The following is a 17,474-nucleotide window of genomic DNA, read 5'->3' on the forward strand; positions in this document are numbered from 1 at the left end:
AATCGTTTTTGGCTGAAAAAAGAGCCGCAGTTTACCCGATGGGCTCGACGATAAGAATGACCGTGGCGCTAACAGGGCCACGGTGGGGTGGTCCGGGTCGGAATGCCGCCGCGGAAAGCGCTATCAGCTGCGGCGTTCGACGATAAAGCGCGCCAGCTCGCGCAGCGGCCCGGCGCTCGCACCGAAAGGTTGCAGCGCGTGCAGGGCCAGATCGCGCAGCTCCAGCGCGTAGGCCTTTGCCGCGTCCATGCCCAGCAGGGACGGGTAGGTGGGCTTGTCGCGGGCGATATCGGCGCCCTGGTGCTTGCCCAGGGTGGCGGTGTCGCTTTCCACATCGAGGATGTCGTCCTGTACCTGAAAGGCCAGGCCGACCGCTTCGGCGTATTGCTGCAGCGCGGCCAGGCTGACGGCATCGGCACGGCCACTGGCGAGTGCGCCCAGGCGCACGGAGGCTTCGATCAGGGCGCCGGTCTTGTGCCGGTGCATCAGCTCCAGCGCCTCGCGGTCGAGTTTGCAAGCCACCGAGCCGAGATCGATGGCCTGGCCACCGACCATTCCGCCGGGGCCGGCGGCGCGGGCCAGACTGCTGAACATTTCCAGGCGCAGCGCGGGATCGGCCGGGTTGTGCGTCGGTGCGGCCAGCGCTTCGAAGGCGAGGCTCTGCAGGCCGTCGCCGGCGAGGATCGCGCAGGCTTCGTCGAAGGCCTTGTGGGTGGTGGGCTGGCCACGACGCAGGTCGTCGTCGTCCATGGCCGGCAGGTCGTCATGCACCAGTGAATAGGCGTGGATCAGCTCGACTGCGCAGGCGGCGCCATCGGCCTGGGCCGCATCGCCTTCGAGCGCCTCGCAGGCGGCGTAGACCAGCAGCGGACGCACGCGCTTGCCGCCGTTCATCACGCTGTAGCGCATGGCCTGGTAGAGGCGTTCGAGTTGTGGGCGGGGGGCGACGAAGAGGGCGCTCAGGCGGTTGTCGACGCGCGCCTGACAGCGCTGCTGGTAGGCGATCATGCTTCGGGATCCACTTCGAACGGGGTTTCCTGCAGCTTGCCGTCGCGTTCGAGCAGGATCTGCACCTTCTGTTCGGCCTGGCTGAGTGCGGCCTGGCAGTCGCGGGTCAGGCCGATGCCCTGCTCGAAGCAGGTCAGCGAGTCTTCCAGCGACAGCTCGCCGCTTTCCAGTCGTTCGACCAGCTGTTGCAGCTCGGCGAGGGATTGTTCGAAATCGAGGGCGACTTTCTTGCGGGCCATGGCGGAACCTGTTCTGTACGGCGGCTTTGAAACGGTCGCGACACTAGCAGAGCCGGGCGGAAAAAGCACTGCGGGTGGACAGGAACGCCAGTCGCTTTTTGCTTCAGGCTTCACCTACGCTCGACTGGTGAAGCGTGGCCCGATCTCTCGGCTCAGATAAACGATGGAAGCGCCTTCGGCGATTCCATCCTACGATTGCACGGCATCCGATATTCGTAGCCTGGATTAGCCAAAGGCGTAATCCGGGTTTCCGCAGGCGTAATCCGGTATTCGGAAGGCGGGTTATCGCCAATACGTCGTCCAGAAGTAATAGACGGTCATGCTTGCGCCTACCAGGATCACGAATGCCCGTAACCAGCGGGCCGGCAGTTTCTGGCTCAGCGCGCCACCGGCATAACCGCCCAGTGTGGTGCCGATCAGCAGGATCGCCAGTTCAGACCAGCTCACCCGCCCGGCGATGATGAAGGTGGCGGTGGCGACGCTGTAGATCACTGCGGAAATCAGGTTCTTCAGCGCGTTGGCGCGCACCAGCGGGTGGCCTTCGATGGAGAAGGCCGCCAGTTGCAGGATGCCCATGCCCGCGCCGAAGTAGCCGCCGTAGATGGATACCAGTCCGTGCGCGGCCAGAGATAGCGGCGCGTGCGGTGGTACTTCGCCGGCCTCCTTGCGCCGGGACGCCAGCCAGCGGCTCAGCAGGGGGCTGGCGGCGAACAGTGCGGTGGCCAGCAACAGAAGCCAGGGGATCAGCAGGCTGAACACATCATCGCCGCTGACCAGCAGCAGGATGCCGCCGAGCAGGCCGCCGCCCAAGCCGGCCAGCAACAAGGGCAGCAGATAGCGCCCCAGTGGGCGCAGGCTGGTACGCGCCGCCCAGGCACCGGCGAGGCTCGCCGGCCAGAGCGCGACGGCGTTGGTGGCGTTGGCCGTCACCGGTGGCAGGCCGATGGCGAGCAGTGCGGGAAAGGAAAAGAAGGTGCCGCCACCGGCCAGGGCGTTCATTCCGCCTGCGGCGAAACCGGCAGCGATGAGCAGCAGCATATCGAACAGGGACATCGGATGCGCTCGGTGACAAAAAGACGCAGGTTAGCCTTGCCGTTGCGCTACGCCAAGGGCGTTGCCGTTGCGTGCGGGTTTCGCTGCGCTTTCAACAGACCCGTTTTTCCGGATGGAGGCATGAACCGTAGGGCTCTATGCCCTGGCCGACGGCAGGACGTCATAGCGGTTGAGACAGCACTGTTCCGCCGGCTGCGGGCGTGAATAGAAGTAGCCTTGCAGGCTGGGGCAGTCATTGAGTAGCAGGAAGGCTGCCTGACGCTCGTTTTCCACGCCTTCGGCCACCACGTGCAGGCCCAGGTGGCTGGCCATGATCAGAATGCCGCGCACCAGGGCTACCGAGTGTGCGCTGTCCGGCAGGTCGGCGACGAATTCGCGGTCGATCTTGATGCCGTCGAAGGCGAATTTCTGCAGATAGGTCAGGGACGCGTAGCCGGTGCCGAAGTCATCCAGCAGCAACGGCATGCCCAGCGCGCGCAAGCGTGTCAGGGTCGTCTGGACATGCTCGTCGGCAGCCAGCAGGGCGCTTTCGGTGATTTCCAGTTCGAGCAGCTCGGGGCTGACGTCTTCCTCATGAAGAATGTCGCGCAGGCAACCGGCCAGATCGGCCTGGCGGAAGTCCAGTGGTGACAGATTGACCGCGATGCGTATCCTGTGTTTTCCCTGTTGCCACAGGCGAGCCTGGCGGCAGGCCTGGCGAAAAACCCAGCGCGTGACGTCGATGATCATCCCGCTTTCTTCCAGCACTGGAATGAAGTCGCTGGGCGGGACCAGGCCGCGACTTGGCGACTGCCAGCGCAGCAGCGCTTCCATCGCCCTTGGCCGTCCCTGGCTGTCCACTTGCGGCTGGAAGTGCAGGACGAACTGTTCGCACTCCAGTGCCTGGCGAAGCTCCAGCTCCAGTTGATGGCGTCGCTCCGCCACTGCACCCAGCGTGTCGGAATAAGCCACGATGCAGTTGCGCCCGGCATCCTTGGCCGCATACAGGGCCAGATCCACCTGCTTGAGCAGATCATTGGCGGTGCCGCTCCCGGAGCTGCTGGCGATGCCGATGCTGGGGCTGATGCGGCATTCGTACTGACCGATCCGTATCGCCGGTGCAAGATCGTCGATGATGCGCTGACCGAGGGCCAGGGCGTCCGAGGGTTCGACCGCTTCGAGCAGCAGCATGAACTCGTCGCCACCGGATCGCGCCAGCACACTGGGGGCAGGCGTCAGGCGCGTCAGCCGGGTCGCTATCTTGACCAGCAGAAAATCGCCGACCTCATGGCCGAGGGCATCGTTGATGCGCTTGAAGTGGTCGATATCGATGAACAGCAGGCTCAGGTGGGTGCCTTGGCTCAGCAGATGCTCCAGACGTTGCACCAGATAATGCCGGTTCGCCAGATGCGTCAATGGGTCGTAATGGGCCAGGAAGCGCAAGTTCTGCTCAGTCTCCAGCCGCTCGCTGATATCGCGCAGCAACAGCAGGTAGTGCTGCGTCTTGCGGTGGCGGAATGGGGTGCAGCTGACTTCCAGTGGCACCTGCTGGCCGTTGCGCAACCCGGTCAGTTCGAGCGCCGTGCTCTTGTCTAGCATGCGCTGCGCCGCGTCCTGGTCGAGTAGCAGGTCCTCGACGGCTGTTGCGATCAGTTCCAGTGGAGTGCGGGCGAACAGCCGGGCGGCGGCCAGGTTGGCCTGTTCGATGCGCAGTTCGTGGTCCACGACGAGCATGCCGACCGGGGCGGTATTGATCAGGTCGCGCATCATGCGCCCGCTTTCCGAGAGCGCCGCCTGGCGGTCGTAGAGCTGGTGCATCATCTGGCTCAGGGTGCGCGCCAGGGTGGCGATTTCGTCCCGGCCCCCGACCGCCGGCGCCTGCGGCAGATGATGAGCGGCGAAGTGGCGCGCCGCCTGCTCGACGCGGGCCAGGCGGCGGGTAATCAACCGGCCATAGAAGAAATTCAACGCCAGACCCAGGAAGAACAGCAGAGCAAGGATCTGCGCCAGATAGCCCCAGGCATCTCGCTTGATCTGCTGCAGCTGGGTGGTGAAATCCAGTTCGACGAGCAAGGCGTCATGCTGACGGGCCGGTATCTGCCCGGTACGGTCCAGCGGGTAGATCGCCAACTGGCGCTGACCGGCGAGCGGTAGCCAGATGGGATGGCCCCTGCGCACGTGTGCCTTCAGGGCGGCTGGACTGATGGCATCCAACTGGTCGGCCTGCAGGTCGAGGCGAGTTGCGGCAACAATGCGCAGCTCCCTGTCGATCACCATCGCCCAGACGATGCCATCGAGGCTGGCGAGATCGGCCAGCTCGATTTCGAGTTCGGTGGTGCGCCCTTGGCGTACATGGTCGCTCAGGCTGCTTTGCAGCAGGGCGAAATGCTGCTTGGTGCGGTTCTGCCAGTCCTGCACGGCCTCTTCGATACTGCCGGGAACCTGGAAGGTGGTCAGCAACAACGTGAACAGTGCCGCGAACAGGCCGAGCAGCAGCGGCAGGGACAGGCGCAGGGGCATTCGCGTCAGCATTCGACACCCCGGCAGTCACTCAGCAGCGCCAGTGGCCGTGCGGGATGCGCCAGCAAGCCATGCTCGAGCATGTAGTCGTTGAGTTGGCGCATCTGGCGCAGCAACTGTCCGTTGTGAAGCTGGATGCTGTTGATTCGTTCGTCGCCCGGCACGATACCGTCGAGCGTGCGCTGCAGGCTCGCTGTGCTCAGGCCGAGCCGCTGTTGCAGGTGCGTCGAGAACGTGGTGCGGTCGTCCTGCCAGATACGTAGCGCGTCGTACCAGAGGCGCTTCAGCCGCCCGCGCTGGGCGGGGTTCAGATGACGGCGGTTGACCACCATGACGTGGGTGATTTCGTTCGGCAGCGCACCGCTGTCGAAGATGCGTCGTGCGCCCAGGGCTTCCAGTTCGGGACCCATCGCGGCGCTGCTGATGAGTGCGTCGACACGCTTGCTGCGCAAGCCGTATGCGTGTTCCCGCAGGGGCAGGATGACCAGCTCCAGCTGTTCACGTCCGAACCCGGTCTGATCGAGGATACGCGACAGCAGGAAAGCGGCCTGCGCCGAATCCTCGATGCCCAGGCGCTGGCCTTGCAGATCGGCCAGGCGTTTCATCGGTGGCACCACATAGAGCACGTCGGCGCCATTGGAGATACCGGCGATCAGCAGGATTTCCAGGTCGAGCCGCTCGTCACTGCTCTGCAGCAGCAGTGTTTCGCTGAGGCTGAGCATGGCCGCATCCAGCGTGCCGTTGCGCAAGCCGCGCACGACGCCAATCGGGCTGGGGTATTCAACCAGGCGCAGCGTACCGGGTTGCGACAGCTTGAGTTCACCAGCGATGAAAAGAGGGGCATGACCGGGCCAGCGATCACTGCCGATGCGGATGGTTTCGGCCTCCGGTTGGCAGGCCAGCAGGCTCAGAAAGAGCAATAGCAACAAGATTCGCGGCATCCCAGCCATTCCACTGATGGTCTGGTGCCACCATAGCCTGAGCGGAAGTTGCCGCATATCCCTTCATTGGTCGGGGTTAATGAGCGGAAACCAGTCTAGATCGGGACATTGGCGTGCTGTGCGCGCTTAGGTCGCAGCCTTTTCAGGCGCTCGGCCACGCTAGCTGGCGGCAAGGGCTAACGCTGTCACGATGATCAGGCCCAGCAGCCCCAGACCCACCGCCAGCTTGCCGACTGTTTCCGAGGCCAGGCTGGGGGCTTTGTCGAGGGTGTCATTACCGAAGCGGCCTTCGAGACGATGCAGCCCGGTGACGGGCTGGAACAGATTGTCCGGTTGCTCGGCATGGGCCGGCTCCTCGGACATCTGGCCGTCCCAGGCTTGCCTGGCCATCATCCGGTCGAGCAGGCCGGGCATGAGCAGGGTGCCGATAATGGCCTGCAGCGAGGCGCGCCCAACCCAGAGTTCGCGAGGCGCTTCGCGTGCTGCCCGGAGGATGGCCTGCGCCGCCACCTCGGGCGTGTGGATGGGCGGTACGGGCTGCGGGCGCCTGGTCATCTTGTTGCGTGACCAGTCGAACTGCGGCGTATTGTGGGCCGGCAACTGGACCATCGTCAGCCGCACCTGGCTCTTGTCGTGGATCAATTCGCAGCGCAGCGAATCGGTGAAGCCGCGGATCGCAAATTTCGCCGCGCAATAGGCCGATTGCAGGGGGATCGCCCGGTAGGCCAGGGCGGAGCCGACCTGCACGATGGTGCCCCGGTTGCGTGGCTGCATGTGGCGCAACGCCGCCAGCGTGCCGTGAACGACGCCCAGGTAGGTTACGTCCGTGACTCGTTTGAACTCCGCCGCGCTGGTCATATGGACGGGGCCGAAGACCGTCGCCATTGCCGAATTCACCCAGAGATCGACTGGCCCCAGCTCCGCCTCGATCCGTTCGGCGGCGCGGTCCACCGCTTCGGCATCGGCCACATCCAGCGCAATCGCCAGTGTCCGGGCGCCACCGCTTTCCAGCTCGGCCCGCGTATCCTCCAGCCCTTGCGCCCCACGCGCGATCAGCGCCACACGGTAGCCGGCGCGCGCCAACGCCCACGCCGTCGCCCGTCCGACACCCGCGCTGGCGCCACATACCACAGCGACCCGTCCGCAATCTGTCATGTCTGTCCCCTTCGTCGATTCAGAGGCCGGATGCCGCTGACCCTCGCCTGTTGCAGTTGACCGGCGAGGGATGGACTGAGTTGCGAGGTGGGAATAGGCGCGGCAGACAAACATTTCCCGAGACTGGATGAGCCGTTGCGCATCGCCTGCTTTGTGCCGGCTCGGCGAGCCTTGCCGGAGTGGCGCAGGCATCGTTGTTGCAACTGCCGCCACTCGATGTGTGGAAACGGTTAATTGCCCATTCGGCGAATTGCCAGAGAGGTATTCCTTAGGGGTGTGGCAAATCGACGCCTTCTACCTAATGAGTCTTAATTCTTGTCGACACGCAAGGTTTGCCTGCCGGGTTTGTCGCGTAATGCGCGAAATTTTGAACCAGCAGGAGTACGCGCTGTGAATACAATCAAGCATCTGGCCTTATCCATTGCATTGGCTTTCAGCGGCCAGGTTCTAGCGGACGCTGCTGACGGTCTGTCACGTGTCAAGGTTGGTCTGGTGGCACCGCCCCAGGTGCATGCCCATGAGCAGGTGGCGCCGAAAGAGCCGCGCGTGGTGCAGTTCCGCCTGGTGATCGAGGAAAAGAAAATGGTCATCGACGACCAGGGCACCACGCTCCAGGCGATGACGTTCAATGGCTCGATGCCCGGCCCGACCATGGTGGTGCACGAGGGTGACTTCGTAGAGCTGACCCTGGTCAATCCGGCCAGCAACAGCATGCCGCACAACATCGACCTGCACGCGGCCACCGGTGCGCTGGGCGGCGCCGCCCTGACGCTGGTATCTCCCGGACAGGAAGCCGTGCTGCGCTTCAAGGCCGACCGTACCGGTACCTTCGTCTATCATTGCGCACCCGAAGGCATGGTCGCCTGGCACGTGCTGGCCGGCATGAGCGGCACGCTGATGGTGCTGCCGCGTGAGGGCCTGAAAGACCCGGCTGGCAATGCCGTTCGTTATGACCGCGCCTACACCATCGGCGAATTCGACCTGTATATCCCCAAGGACAAGGACGGCAAGTACAAGGATTACAGCACCCTGCTCGACAGTTATGCCGACACTCGCGAAACCATGCGCGGCCTGATCCCGAGCCACGTGGTGTTCAACGGTCGGGTCGGCGCACTGACCGGCAAGAACGCCCTCAAAGCCAACGTCGGCGAATCGGTCCTGCTGATCCACTCCCAGGCCAACCGCGATTCCCGTCCGCACCTGATCGGCGGCCACGGTGACTGGGTATGGGAAACCGGCAAGTTCGACAACCCGCCGCTGAAGAACCTGGAAACCTGGTTCGTGCGCGGTGGCTCGGCTGCCGTAGCGCTCTATACATTCCGCCAGCCCGGCGTCTATGCCTACCTCAACCACAACCTGATCGAGGCGGAAATGGGCGCAGCCGGCCATATCGTGGTGGAAGGCGGCGAGTGGAACGAGGAGCTGATGAAGCAGGTCAAGGCCCCCGGCCCGATCACTTCGCAGGAGTAGAGCCATGCAGCGCTTCGTGTACCGCGCAGTCCCGCTGCTGCTGGGCCTGCTGACGGCCTGCGGCGAACCGCAGGTGGTGTCGCAGGTGGAGCCGGAGCTGGTGGCGGTGCCGACCGGCCTGGCGCGTTATCACCTGCCGGGCGGCAGCGAGGTGCACGAAGAGCGTCTGGAGGGCTTCTCGATCATGCGTCGGCAGGTCAGCCAGGCCGAATACGCCGCGTGCGTAGCTGATGGCGAATGCCCGGCGCTGGATGTGGCGCCGGACGAAACGGCGGCGCAACTGCCGGCGGTGGGGCTGAGCTGGCAGGATGCCAATGCCTATGCGGCCTGGCTGTCGCGTCGCAGCGGATATCACTATCGGCTGCCGCGGCACGGCGAGTGGATACTGGCGGCGGCCTCGGCCTACATCGAGGAGGCGCCGATAGTGGACGATCCGCGCAACCCGTCGCGCCGCTGGCTCGCCGAATATGCGCAGCGTGCCAACCGCGAGCGCCTGCCGGAAACGCTCAAGCCTTTCGGCGGCTATGGCAGCAACGAGCACGGCCTGCTGGATGCCGGTGGAAACGTCTGGGAATGGACCGATACCTGCTTTTCGCGCAACGCTGGCGACTTCTGCGGCATTCGCATCGCCGCCGGGCGCCACCCTTCGGTATTGTCCGAATTCGAGCGCAACCCCACCAGCGGTGCCTGTTCGGTAGGTCTGCCGCCGACCCATCTGGGCCTGCGGCTGGTGCGCGAAGGCTGACCCGGTCACTGGCCGGGGGCTCGGGCCGCACCCTGTCGGCGACCCTTCGTTGAATCGAGCTGACCCGCAGCCTCATAACCGGTAAAGGTCCACCTTCCACCAGGCGGGTAGCAGGTCTTTGACCCTGTTCTGGCCGAAGCGATCATCGAGCAGGTACACCACGCCCTGATCGGCGGTGGTGCGTATGACGCGACCTGCCGCCTGCACCACTTTCTGCATGCCGGGAAAGAGATAGGCATAGTCATGGCCATTCTCTTCGCCAAACATCTGCTGCATGCGGGCTTTGACTTCTTCGTTGATCAGGTTGATCTGCGGCAGGCCGAGGGTGGCGATGAAGGCGCCGATCAGGCGTTTGCCAGGCAGGTCGATGCCCTCGCCAAACGCGCCACCGAGTACGGCAAAGCCGATGCCCTCGGAGTGAATCGTGAAACTGTCGAGAAAGGCCTGGCGCTCGCCTTCATTCATGCTGCGGGTCTGCACGCTGCTGGGGACCTCGGGGTACAGCGCCATGAACAGTTCGCGCACCTGCTGCAGGTAGGCATAGCTGCTGAAGAACGCCAGGTAGTTCCCCGGAGCACGCCGGTACTGTTCGGCCATCAACCGGCAGATCGGCGCGAGGCTGGTTTCGCGATGCTGGTAGCGGGTCGACAGGTTGCGCACCACGCGCACGGACAACTGCTCAGCCGAGAAGGGGGATTCGACATCGATCCACTGGGTTTCCTCAGGCAGCCCCAACAGATCCTGGTAATAGCTGGCTGGCCGCAGGGTCGCCGAGAACAGGGTGGTGGTATGGGCGTCGCTGAAGCGGCTGGCGAGAAAGGGCGCCGGCACGATGTTGCGCAGGCACAGCGTGGTGTGATCGCCGATGGCCTGGGTGTCTTGGCGGGTGACATCGAACAGTGAGTGCGGGCCGTAGGCCTCGCTCAGGCGACAGAACAGCATGGCATCCAGATAGAACTGCAGCAGCAGCCGGTCCTGTCCGGTGGGATGGTCGGTCAGGTGATCGGTGATGGCGCTGACCGCCCGCTGCAGCGCTGCGACGAGCAAGTCAGGGACGGCGGGGTGGATCTGATAATCCGCTTGCTGCACCTGATTGAGCTGCTCCCAGTGCCGGCTGACGCGCTGCAACACGTTGCGCAGGCCCGAGGGCACGCTACGGCACAGCTCATGAAACGCCACCTGGTCGAGTTCGGCGGTGTACATGCCGCGGGCCCGATCCACCAGGTTGTGTGCCTCGTCCACCAGCACGGCGACACGCCATTCGTTGCTCTGGGCAAGGCCGTAAAGCAGGGCGCCCATATCGAAGTAATAGTTGTAATCGCAGACCACCACATCGGCCCAGCGACACAGCTCCTGGCTCAGGTAGTACGGACAGACCTGATGGGCGAGGGCAACGGCGCGTACCTGCTCGCGCGTCAGCCAGCCCTGTTGCAGCGCAGCCTGGCGAGCTTGCGGCAAGCGATTGTAGAACCCCTTGGCCAGCGGGCAGGACTCGCCATGGCAGCTCTTTTCTGGATGCTCGCAGGCCTTGTCGCGGGCTACATGCTCCAGCACGCGCAGCGGCATGCCCGCGTTTCCCTCACGCAGGCTGTGCAGCGCGTCCAGCGCCAGGCGGCGGCCCGGTGTCTTGGCCGTGAGAAAGAACAGCCGATCCAGTTGCTGGCCCGGCATGGCCTTGAGTTGCGGAAAGAGGGTGCCCAGCGTCTTGCCGATGCCGGTCGTGGCCTGGGCCATGAGGGGGCGGCCATCGCGAGCGCTGCGATACACCGCCTCGGCAAGCTGGCGTTGTCCCCGGCGAAAGTCCGGGTAGGGAAAAACGAGCGTATCCAGGCAGGTATCGCGCCGTTCGCGGTGAGCTTCTTCCTGTTCCGCCCAGAGCAGAAAGCGTTGGCACTGCAACTCGAAGAAGCGTTGCAGATCGGCGGCGCTCAGCACCTCGACGAAGGCGTTCTCGGTATGGGTGAGTACGTTGAAGTAGACGACGGCCAGCTCCAGCTCCTGCAGACCCCACTGCTGGCAGAGCAGCCAGCCATAGACTTTCACTTGCGCCCAGTGCAGCGTGCGGTGGTTGGCCGGAATCCGGCTGATGTCGCCACGGTGGGTCTTGATTTCCTCCAGGCGATTGCGTTCGGGGTCATAACCGTCGGCGCGGCCACTGACGAACAGCCCAGGGTAGCTGCCGCTGAGTGGCAGTTCGGCGAGATAGTCAGCGCCACGGCGACTGACCACGGTCTGGTGACCGGCGATGCCCTCCTGAGCCGTGGGCGAGGGCGTGAAACGCAGGTCGAGATCGCCCTCCTTGGCGGTGAACTCGCAAAGGGCGCGCACCGCCACCGAGTAGGTCATGCGGCGTCCCAGCTGACGTAACAGACCTCGACCGGAATGCCCTGCTCGGCGGCAAAGGCCAGCCAGCGCTTCTGGTTGTCCTGCAGGCGGTCGCCCGGGCCTTTTACCTCGATCATCCGGTAGCGCTGCTCATGGGGGTAGAACTGGATCAGGTCGGGCATGCCGGCACGGTTGGCTTTCACATCCAGGAGCAGGCGGGCGAAGCAGGCCTGCAGGTGCTGCGCGGGAATGCAGTGCAGTGCCCGTTCCAGAAGCTGCTCATCGAGCAGAGACCAGAACACGAACGGCGACTGAATACCGACTTTCTCCCGGTAGCGCTCAAGGATCAGTTGCGGGTAGGCAGCGTCCTGCAGGCGAGCCAGACACCGCTTGAACAGATCCTGCCGGCGTACGTGAAAGTCCGGACTGAAGAGATCTGCCGGGCCTCGGTGGAAGGGATGGAAAAAAGCCCCCGGCAGTGGTGCGAAGATGGCCTCCCAGCAGAGCAGACCGAACAGGCTGCACAGCAGGCCGTTCTCCACGTAATGCACGGGCGCCTGCTCTGTACTGAAGTGATCGCGCACGGCCATTTCCACGCTGCCGTGCCCGGGCGTGGGCAAGGTCAGCTCGATGCGCAATGCTTCAGCCGCCTTGGGTCGCCTGGGGACGGGCAATCCCAGCTTGCGGCGCAATCGTCTCAGGGCGCGCTCGAGACGCTGACGTTCTTCATCGCTTTTGGGCACGGCACTGAATGCCAGTGCCTGCTCATGGGCTTCGGCATCACGGCCCAGTTGCTCCAGGACACGAATCTGCCGCCAGCGAGCCTGGGCGTCTTCGCTGCGCTGATAGACCACCAGCGCTTGCTCCAGCAGGCCGCACTTCTCCAAATGATGGGCAATCTGAAACAGCTGCCTGGCGTGACGGCTGCGTAGATAAGGACTATCAGACGAAAAGGCCAGCAGCGGCGGCAGCACTGCTTCGACGGTCTCGCCCGCTTCGAAACGGACCCGTAGCGCACGCAGCTGCAGGTAGTCCTCCAGATCCTGCCGGCTGCGAAAGCCGCGACACTGCGGGCTGATCTCCACCGATTCGTAGCGATAGACACCCAGATCCGCCAGCACGAATTCGGACCAGTCCTGAGCCAGATTCCCGAAGAACATCAGGCGCAGGCGGTCACAGAGCTCGCTCACCTGCAGGCTCAGCAGGCGATCATCAAGGCCGGGACACCAGCTGATAAAGGTCCGCGCCGGCAGGTCCTGCGCCTGCAGTTGCTCAATCAGCTCGCCTTTCCTCTGTGCGGCGCGGCGATCCTGCAGGGGCAGATGCTTGAGCACTTCATCCTTGCGCAGCAGTTCAGCTACTTCGGCGGCGCCTAACAGCGCCTGCTCACTGATCCAGCCGAGTTCAAGCAGGGGGCGAGCGGCAGCCAGGCAATCACCGAGCTCGGGATAGTCGAGCTTGCTCAGGCGAAAGTGACAACCGCGTCGCATGATCATGCGCACCAGCAGTCCCTGGGTCGGCCACACAAGGGAGTGAAAGGTTTCAATAAATGCCTGCTCCTCAACGGTCAGCAAATCGGCATAGCGCTCATTCACCCAGGCGAGCGCTGTGCGGAAATTGCTGAGGTAGTAAAGGTCGGTGGGAAGGGGAGTAGGCATGGCGGTAATCACTGTATTCTTGTACAGCATTGTCCGCGTTGGCGCACGGGTGATCAACCGCGTTGTGGGTCACGCATTCCAGGATTTCAGCGTAGCGCCGAACCCGTTGCTGTTATTGAGCCGTGCAGGTTGCTGGCGTCGTGTGCGGCAAGTCATCGAGGAGCTCAGGCCGGCTGTGGGCCATGGGAAGACAGGTCCCTGAATGCGTTCAACGCCCGTTGACGGCTGGCGGTGAGGTCTACCATCGGTTGCGGATAATTGGCCACGGTGAAGAGCCCGCCCGCGGCGCCTGGGTCGTGGATGCGGCGGTTGTCCAGATCGGCCAGTTCTGGCAACCAGTGGCGAATGAAGCGGCCCTGGGGGTCGAAGCGCTGTGACTGGCTGATGGGGTTGAACAGGCGGAACCAGGGCACCGCGTCGGTGCCGGTGGAGGCGCTCCATTGCCAGCCGCCGTTGTTCGCCGCCAGGTCGCCATCGATCAGGTGACGCATGAAGAAGCGTTCGCCCTCGCGCCAGTCGATCAGCAGGTTCTTGGTGAGGAACATCGCCACCACCATGCGCAACCGGTTGTGCATCCAGCCGGTGGCCAGCAGCTGGCGCATGGCCGCATCGATCAGCGGAAAACCCGTGCGGCCCTCCTGCCAGGCGGCCAGCTCCCGCGGGGCGTGGCGCCAGGGCAGGGCTTCGGTGTGCGCGCGGAAGGCGCGGTGCCGCGATACCTGCGGGTAGCCGACCAGGATGTGCGTGTAGAACTCGCGCCACAGCAGCTCATTGATCCAGGCGACGGCGCCGCTACTGCCGGTTTCGAACTCGCCCCGGTTGCTGCACAGCGCCGCGTGCAGGCATTGCCGGGGGGAGAGCACGCCGGCAGCGAGGTACGGCGAGAGCTGGCTGGTGCCGGGCTGGGCGGGCAGGTCGCGCTGGCGGTCGTAGTCATCCAGGTGCTGGTCGGCGAAGTCTTGCAGGCGCGCCAGTGCAGCCACCTCGCCTGCGGGCCACAAGGCCTGCAAAGCGGCGTCCGGGGTAGGAAAGTCGGTCAGCTGGGCGGCGATCGGGTCACTGAGGATGGCGAGCGGAGCTTGTGCCTGCGGCACACCCAGGCACATTGGCAACGCGGTATGCAGGCGCTGATAGCAGACTTTGCGGAACTGGCTGAAGACCTGGAAATAGCCACCCGAGCGGGTGAGGATGCTGCCGGGCCGGAACAGCAGGCGGTCCATGTGGCTGTGAAAGCCTACCCCCAGCGTCTGCAGTTGCTGCGCCATGGCCTCGTCGCGATGGGCTTCATTCAGCCCATATTCCTGATTCACGTGGACGCTGCCGATCTGCTGTTCATGGCAGAGCCGGGTCAGCACGGCAGGCGCATCGCGCCAGTGTTCGGCCTGGCGGATCAGCAGGGGCACGTTCAGCTGCCGCAGCTGTGTCTGTAGCGTCAGCAGGTTGCGCAGCCAGAAGTCCACCTTGCAGGGCGCATCGTCGTGGGCGCGCCACTGGCCGGGACTGAGCAGGAACACCGCCAGGGTAGGGCCGGCCTGCATGGCTGCGGTCAGCGCGGTGTTGTCCTGCACCCGCAGGTCGGTGCGAAACCAGATCAATTGGCGCATGCAAGGCTCCTCAGTGCCATACAGGCGGTGCGTCAGCGGGTGTGTTCATAGGGCGTTACGCAGGCCGAGGTTTTCCGGATGCGGTTGCAGGTAGGCCTGGCGCTCGATGTAGGCATCCGGATGACGACGGAAGTGGTGCTTGATCAGAGTCATCGGCACCACCAGCGGCACTATGCCCAGGCGGTACTGTTCGATCAGTTGCTGCAGTTCCTGTTTTTCCGCTGAGCTCAGTGCACGCTTCAGATAACCGGACATATGCTGCAGCACATTGCTGTGGCCGCCACGACTGGCCGGATGCTTGAGAGCCGCCATCAACTGGCTGAAATAGCGGGACTCAAAAAGCTGTAGAGGCGTGTCGGCACTTTGTGCCACCGCACGCCCGAGCTGTTGATACTGCACACGGCTGGTCGCCATCAGTTGGTACTTGTAGCGTTCGTGAAAAGTGATCAACGCTTTGCGTGTCAGTCCGGCACGCTGCAGGCGCTGCCATTCGGCATAGGCGAAGACACGGGTGATGAAGTTCTCGCGCAGTACCGGATCATTCAGGCGCCCGTCTTCCTCAACCGGCAGGTCCGGTCGGACGCGCATCAGGGCGGCAGCGAACAGACCGCGCCCGCCACCTTCGGCGGGATGACCGTTGTCCTGATAGACCTTGACCCGCTCCATGCCGCAGGACGGTGATTTCTGCATCAGGATGTAGCCGCAGATATCGTGCAGTTGTTCGGCGGCGCGCTGGCCATAGGCGCTCAGGGCTTCGCTGACGTCCAGTTCGCGATTGACCGTACCGAGCGCGCGCGGGCTGTCAGGGTCGCCGACAAGCCGAATCGGCTGGCGCGGGGTGCCCAGGCCAATGGCTTGTTCGGGGCACAGGGCGATGAACTCGAAGTGCCGCGATAGTATTTCCTGGCACAGCTGCGAGGCCTTGTGGCCACCGTTGTAGCGCACGGGGTGGCCCAGCAGGCAGGCGCTGATGCCGATCTTGATGGTGTCAGTGGCGACCATGGAAACCTCGACGGGCATGGCTGTACGACCTGTGTCTGCTGTACCGGTCAACGACTCGCGCAAGTGTGTGCCTTATCTGCGGCGGCAGCAATGGCCGCCCTTGGGCTCGGCTCAGCGGGCATCCGCAGCCTGCCGTTCCAGCAGCTCGGCCAGTGCCTGCGACAGTTTGCTGAAGCGGAACTCGAATCCTTCGGCCAGCAGCCGTTCGGGCAGCGCATGCTGGCCGCCCAACAGCAGCCCGGACAACTCGCCAAAAGCGGCGCGCAGCAGGGATGCCGGCAGCGGCAGCAGGGCTGGCCGGTGCAGTACCTGGGCCAGGCTGCGAGTGAATTCGGCGTTGCGCACGGGTTGCGGCGCGCAGGCGTTGTAAGGGCCGCTGGCGGCGGGGTGATGCAGCAGGAAGTCGATCAAGGCGACCTGGTCATGCAGGTGAATCCAGGGCATCCACTGCCGTCCCGAACCGATGCGCCCGCCCAGACCAAGGCGGAACGGCGGCAGCAGCCGGCCAAGAAAGCCGCCCTCGCGCGCCAGCACCAGCCCGGTGCGCACCAGCACCACCCGCATGTCCAGTTCCTGCGCCCGTTGCGCGCTTTCTTCCCAGGCGATGCACAGCTGGCTGGCGAAATCGCTGCTGACCGGCGTGTCGCCTTCACGCAGAAAACGTTCGCCGCCATCGCCGTACCAGCCTACGGCGGAGCCGGAAATCAGCAGGGGTGGACGGCAAGTAAGTCCGGCCAGCCACTCGACCAGCCGCTCCGTAAGGTGGATGCGACTGTCCCATAGCAGAGCCTTGCGCCGACGCGTCCAGTGACGCTCAGCGATGGGCGCGCCAGCCAGGTTGATCAGCGCGTCCAGCTCGATGTCGCCCAGCTCCTCCAGGCTGGCCACACCACGCACGGCGGCCCCACACAGCCGGGGCACCTGCTCGGGCCGCCGGCTCCAGACCAGCAACTCATGGCCTTGCTGCAGCCAGTACTGACAGAGTGCCTGGCCAATAAGCCCGGTCCCGCCGCTCAAAAGAATCCGCATGGCCCCCTCCCGATCCTCGTCCGCCCGGTAGTGCCGTCTCAGTTATCAGTGAAGCCTGTTTCGACGTAAGCGCTCGATAATGTGATCTGAGCCCGGCGACACATGCTTGGACATCAGGCATAAAAAAGCCGGCTTGTGGCCGGCTTTCCTTTGGCGGTATTGGCTTATTTTTGGTAAGCCGCAACAGCTTTGGTAATGGCGGCGCGGGCTTCGTCGGCGTTGCCCCAGCCTTCGACCTTGACCCACTTGCCTTTCTCCAGATCCTTGTAGTTCTCGAAGAAGTGCTTGATCTGCTCGATCAGCAGCGGCGGCAGGTCGGTGTATTCCTTAACGTCCACGTACAGCTGGGTCAGCTTGTCGTGGGGGACGGCGATCAGCTTGGCATCGCCGCCGGCCTCGTCGGTCATGTTCAGCACGCCGACCGGGCGGCAGCGGATGACCGAACCCGGCGCGACCGGGTAGGGCGTTACCACCAGCACGTCCAGCGGGTCGCCGTCGTCAGCCAGGGTGTGCGGGATGAAGCCGTAGTTGGCCGGGTAGAACATCGGGGTGGCCATGAAGCGGTCGACGAACAGGCAGTCGGTGTCGTGATCGATTTCGTACTTGATCGGCGCGTGGTTGGCCGGGATTTCGATGGCGACGTAGATGTCGTTGGGCAGGTCTTTGCCAGCCGGGACTTTGCTGTAGCTCATGGACATTGCTCCGTGGTCGGCCAACGCGGCCTGGGGCGAAAAAAGTGGGCGCGA

The 17,474-nt window shown here is 64.2% G+C and carries 14 protein-coding genes; 2 read left to right on the top strand and 12 right to left on the bottom strand.

Annotated features, from left to right (window positions below):
- Window positions 1-123: 123 nt before the first annotated feature.
- The 6 genes from G7020_RS06020 to G7020_RS06045 form a co-directional block, all read right to left on the bottom strand.
- Window positions 124-1,008, bottom strand: coding sequence for a polyprenyl synthetase family protein (locus tag G7020_RS06020; protein ID WP_181083022.1), 885 nt, complete (start codon window positions 1,006-1,008; stop codon window positions 124-126).
- Window positions 1,005-1,247: an exodeoxyribonuclease VII small subunit gene (locus G7020_RS06025; protein ID WP_014854021.1), complete on the bottom strand. Its 243-nt coding sequence runs from the start codon at window positions 1,245-1,247 to the stop codon at window positions 1,005-1,007. The genes G7020_RS06020 and G7020_RS06025 overlap by 4 nt, the downstream gene beginning before the upstream one ends.
- A gap of 282 nt (window positions 1,248-1,529) precedes the next feature.
- Entirely contained in the window at window positions 1,530-2,300 is a 771-nt protein-coding gene (locus tag G7020_RS06030; protein WP_181083023.1) for a sulfite exporter TauE/SafE family protein, read from the bottom strand.
- Window positions 2,301-2,435: 135 nt separating this feature from the next.
- On the bottom strand, window positions 2,436-4,811 hold the full coding sequence (locus tag G7020_RS06035) for a putative bifunctional diguanylate cyclase/phosphodiesterase (RefSeq protein ID WP_181083024.1): 2,376 nt from the start codon (window positions 4,809-4,811) through the stop codon (window positions 2,436-2,438).
- The gene (locus G7020_RS06040) at window positions 4,805-5,740 is read right to left on the bottom strand and encodes an ABC transporter substrate-binding protein (RefSeq protein ID WP_181083025.1); all 936 of its coding nucleotides are present in this window, start codon (window positions 5,738-5,740) and stop codon (window positions 4,805-4,807) included. The genes G7020_RS06035 and G7020_RS06040 overlap by 7 nt, the downstream gene beginning before the upstream one ends.
- 159 nt (window positions 5,741-5,899) lie before the next feature.
- Window positions 5,900-6,895 (bottom strand): SDR family oxidoreductase, encoded by a 996-nt coding sequence (locus G7020_RS06045; RefSeq protein WP_181083026.1) that lies wholly within the window; start codon window positions 6,893-6,895, stop codon window positions 5,900-5,902.
- Window positions 6,896-7,285: 390 nt separating this feature from the next.
- On the opposite strand from G7020_RS06045, the gene nirK reads away from it, so the two are divergent.
- Both nirK and G7020_RS06055 read left to right on the top strand, forming a co-directional pair.
- On the top strand, window positions 7,286-8,365 hold the full coding sequence (gene nirK / locus G7020_RS06050; protein ID WP_181083027.1) for a copper-containing nitrite reductase: 1,080 nt from the start codon (window positions 7,286-7,288) through the stop codon (window positions 8,363-8,365).
- Window positions 8,366-8,369: 4 nt separating this feature from the next.
- Window positions 8,370-9,110 (top strand): SUMF1/EgtB/PvdO family nonheme iron enzyme, encoded by a 741-nt coding sequence (locus G7020_RS06055; RefSeq protein WP_181083028.1) that lies wholly within the window; start codon window positions 8,370-8,372, stop codon window positions 9,108-9,110.
- Window positions 9,111-9,182: 72 nt separating this feature from the next.
- Here G7020_RS06055 and G7020_RS06060 read toward each other — a convergent pair whose 3' ends face one another.
- The 6 genes from G7020_RS06060 to ppa all read right to left on the bottom strand — a co-directional run bounded on the left by G7020_RS06060 (window position 9,183) and on the right by ppa (window position 17,420).
- Window positions 9,183-11,456, bottom strand: coding sequence for an ATP-dependent DNA helicase (locus tag G7020_RS06060; protein ID WP_181083029.1), 2,274 nt, complete (start codon window positions 11,454-11,456; stop codon window positions 9,183-9,185).
- The gene (locus tag G7020_RS06065; RefSeq protein WP_181083030.1) at window positions 11,453-13,093 is read right to left on the bottom strand and encodes a VRR-NUC domain-containing protein; all 1,641 of its coding nucleotides are present in this window, start codon (window positions 13,091-13,093) and stop codon (window positions 11,453-11,455) included. Before G7020_RS06065 ends, G7020_RS06060 begins: the two co-directional genes overlap by 4 nt.
- A 164-nt stretch (window positions 13,094-13,257) precedes the next feature.
- Window positions 13,258-14,697: a deoxyribodipyrimidine photo-lyase gene (gene phrB, locus G7020_RS06070; RefSeq protein ID WP_181083031.1), complete on the bottom strand. Its 1,440-nt coding sequence runs from the start codon at window positions 14,695-14,697 to the stop codon at window positions 13,258-13,260.
- A gap of 45 nt (window positions 14,698-14,742) precedes the next feature.
- Window positions 14,743-15,717 carry a YbgA family protein gene (locus tag G7020_RS06075; RefSeq protein WP_181083032.1) on the bottom strand — a complete coding sequence of 325 codons (975 nt, stop codon included), beginning with the start codon at window positions 15,715-15,717 and terminating at the stop codon, window positions 14,743-14,745.
- A 93-nt stretch (window positions 15,718-15,810) separates the two neighbouring features.
- On the bottom strand, window positions 15,811-16,728 hold the full coding sequence (locus G7020_RS06080) for a TIGR01777 family oxidoreductase (protein ID WP_181083033.1): 918 nt from the start codon (window positions 16,726-16,728) through the stop codon (window positions 15,811-15,813).
- 164 nt (window positions 16,729-16,892) lie between these two features.
- On the bottom strand, window positions 16,893-17,420 hold the full coding sequence (gene ppa / locus G7020_RS06085; RefSeq protein ID WP_181083034.1) for an inorganic diphosphatase: 528 nt from the start codon (window positions 17,418-17,420) through the stop codon (window positions 16,893-16,895).
- Window positions 17,421-17,474 lie beyond the last annotated feature (54 nt).

Source organism: Stutzerimonas stutzeri (genome assembly GCF_013522825.1).
Lineage (GTDB): Bacteria > Pseudomonadota > Gammaproteobacteria > Pseudomonadales > Pseudomonadaceae > Stutzerimonas > Stutzerimonas stutzeri_AK.

Bases quoted from the DNA above. Each gene is read 5' to 3' on its own strand.
- G7020_RS06020 (WP_181083022.1), bottom strand. From the start codon at position 1,008: ATGATCGCCTACCAGCAGCGCTGTCAGGCGCGCGTCGACAACCGCCTG.
- G7020_RS06025 (WP_014854021.1), bottom strand. From the start codon at position 1,247: ATGGCCCGCAAGAAAGTCGCCCTCGATTTCGAACAATCCCTCGCCGAG.
- G7020_RS06030 (WP_181083023.1), bottom strand. From the start codon at position 2,300: ATGTCCCTGTTCGATATGCTGCTGCTCATCGCTGCCGGTTTCGCCGCA.
- G7020_RS06035 (WP_181083024.1), bottom strand. From the start codon at position 4,811: ATGCTGACGCGAATGCCCCTGCGCCTGTCCCTGCCGCTGCTGCTCGGC.
- G7020_RS06040 (WP_181083025.1), bottom strand. From the start codon at position 5,740: ATGCCGCGAATCTTGTTGCTATTGCTCTTTCTGAGCCTGCTGGCCTGC.
- G7020_RS06045 (WP_181083026.1), bottom strand. From the start codon at position 6,895: ATGACAGATTGCGGACGGGTCGCTGTGGTATGTGGCGCCAGCGCGGGT.
- G7020_RS06055 (WP_181083028.1), top strand. From the start codon at position 8,370: ATGCAGCGCTTCGTGTACCGCGCAGTCCCGCTGCTGCTGGGCCTGCTG.
- G7020_RS06060 (WP_181083029.1), bottom strand. From the start codon at position 11,456: ATGACCTACTCGGTGGCGGTGCGCGCCCTTTGCGAGTTCACCGCCAAG.
- G7020_RS06065 (WP_181083030.1), bottom strand. From the start codon at position 13,093: ATGCCTACTCCCCTTCCCACCGACCTTTACTACCTCAGCAATTTCCGC.
- phrB (WP_181083031.1), bottom strand. From the start codon at position 14,697: ATGCGCCAATTGATCTGGTTTCGCACCGACCTGCGGGTGCAGGACAAC.
- G7020_RS06075 (WP_181083032.1), bottom strand. From the start codon at position 15,717: ATGCCCGTCGAGGTTTCCATGGTCGCCACTGACACCATCAAGATCGGC.
- G7020_RS06080 (WP_181083033.1), bottom strand. From the start codon at position 16,728: ATGCGGATTCTTTTGAGCGGCGGGACCGGGCTTATTGGCCAGGCACTC.
- ppa (WP_181083034.1), bottom strand. From the start codon at position 17,420: ATGAGCTACAGCAAAGTCCCGGCTGGCAAAGACCTGCCCAACGACATC.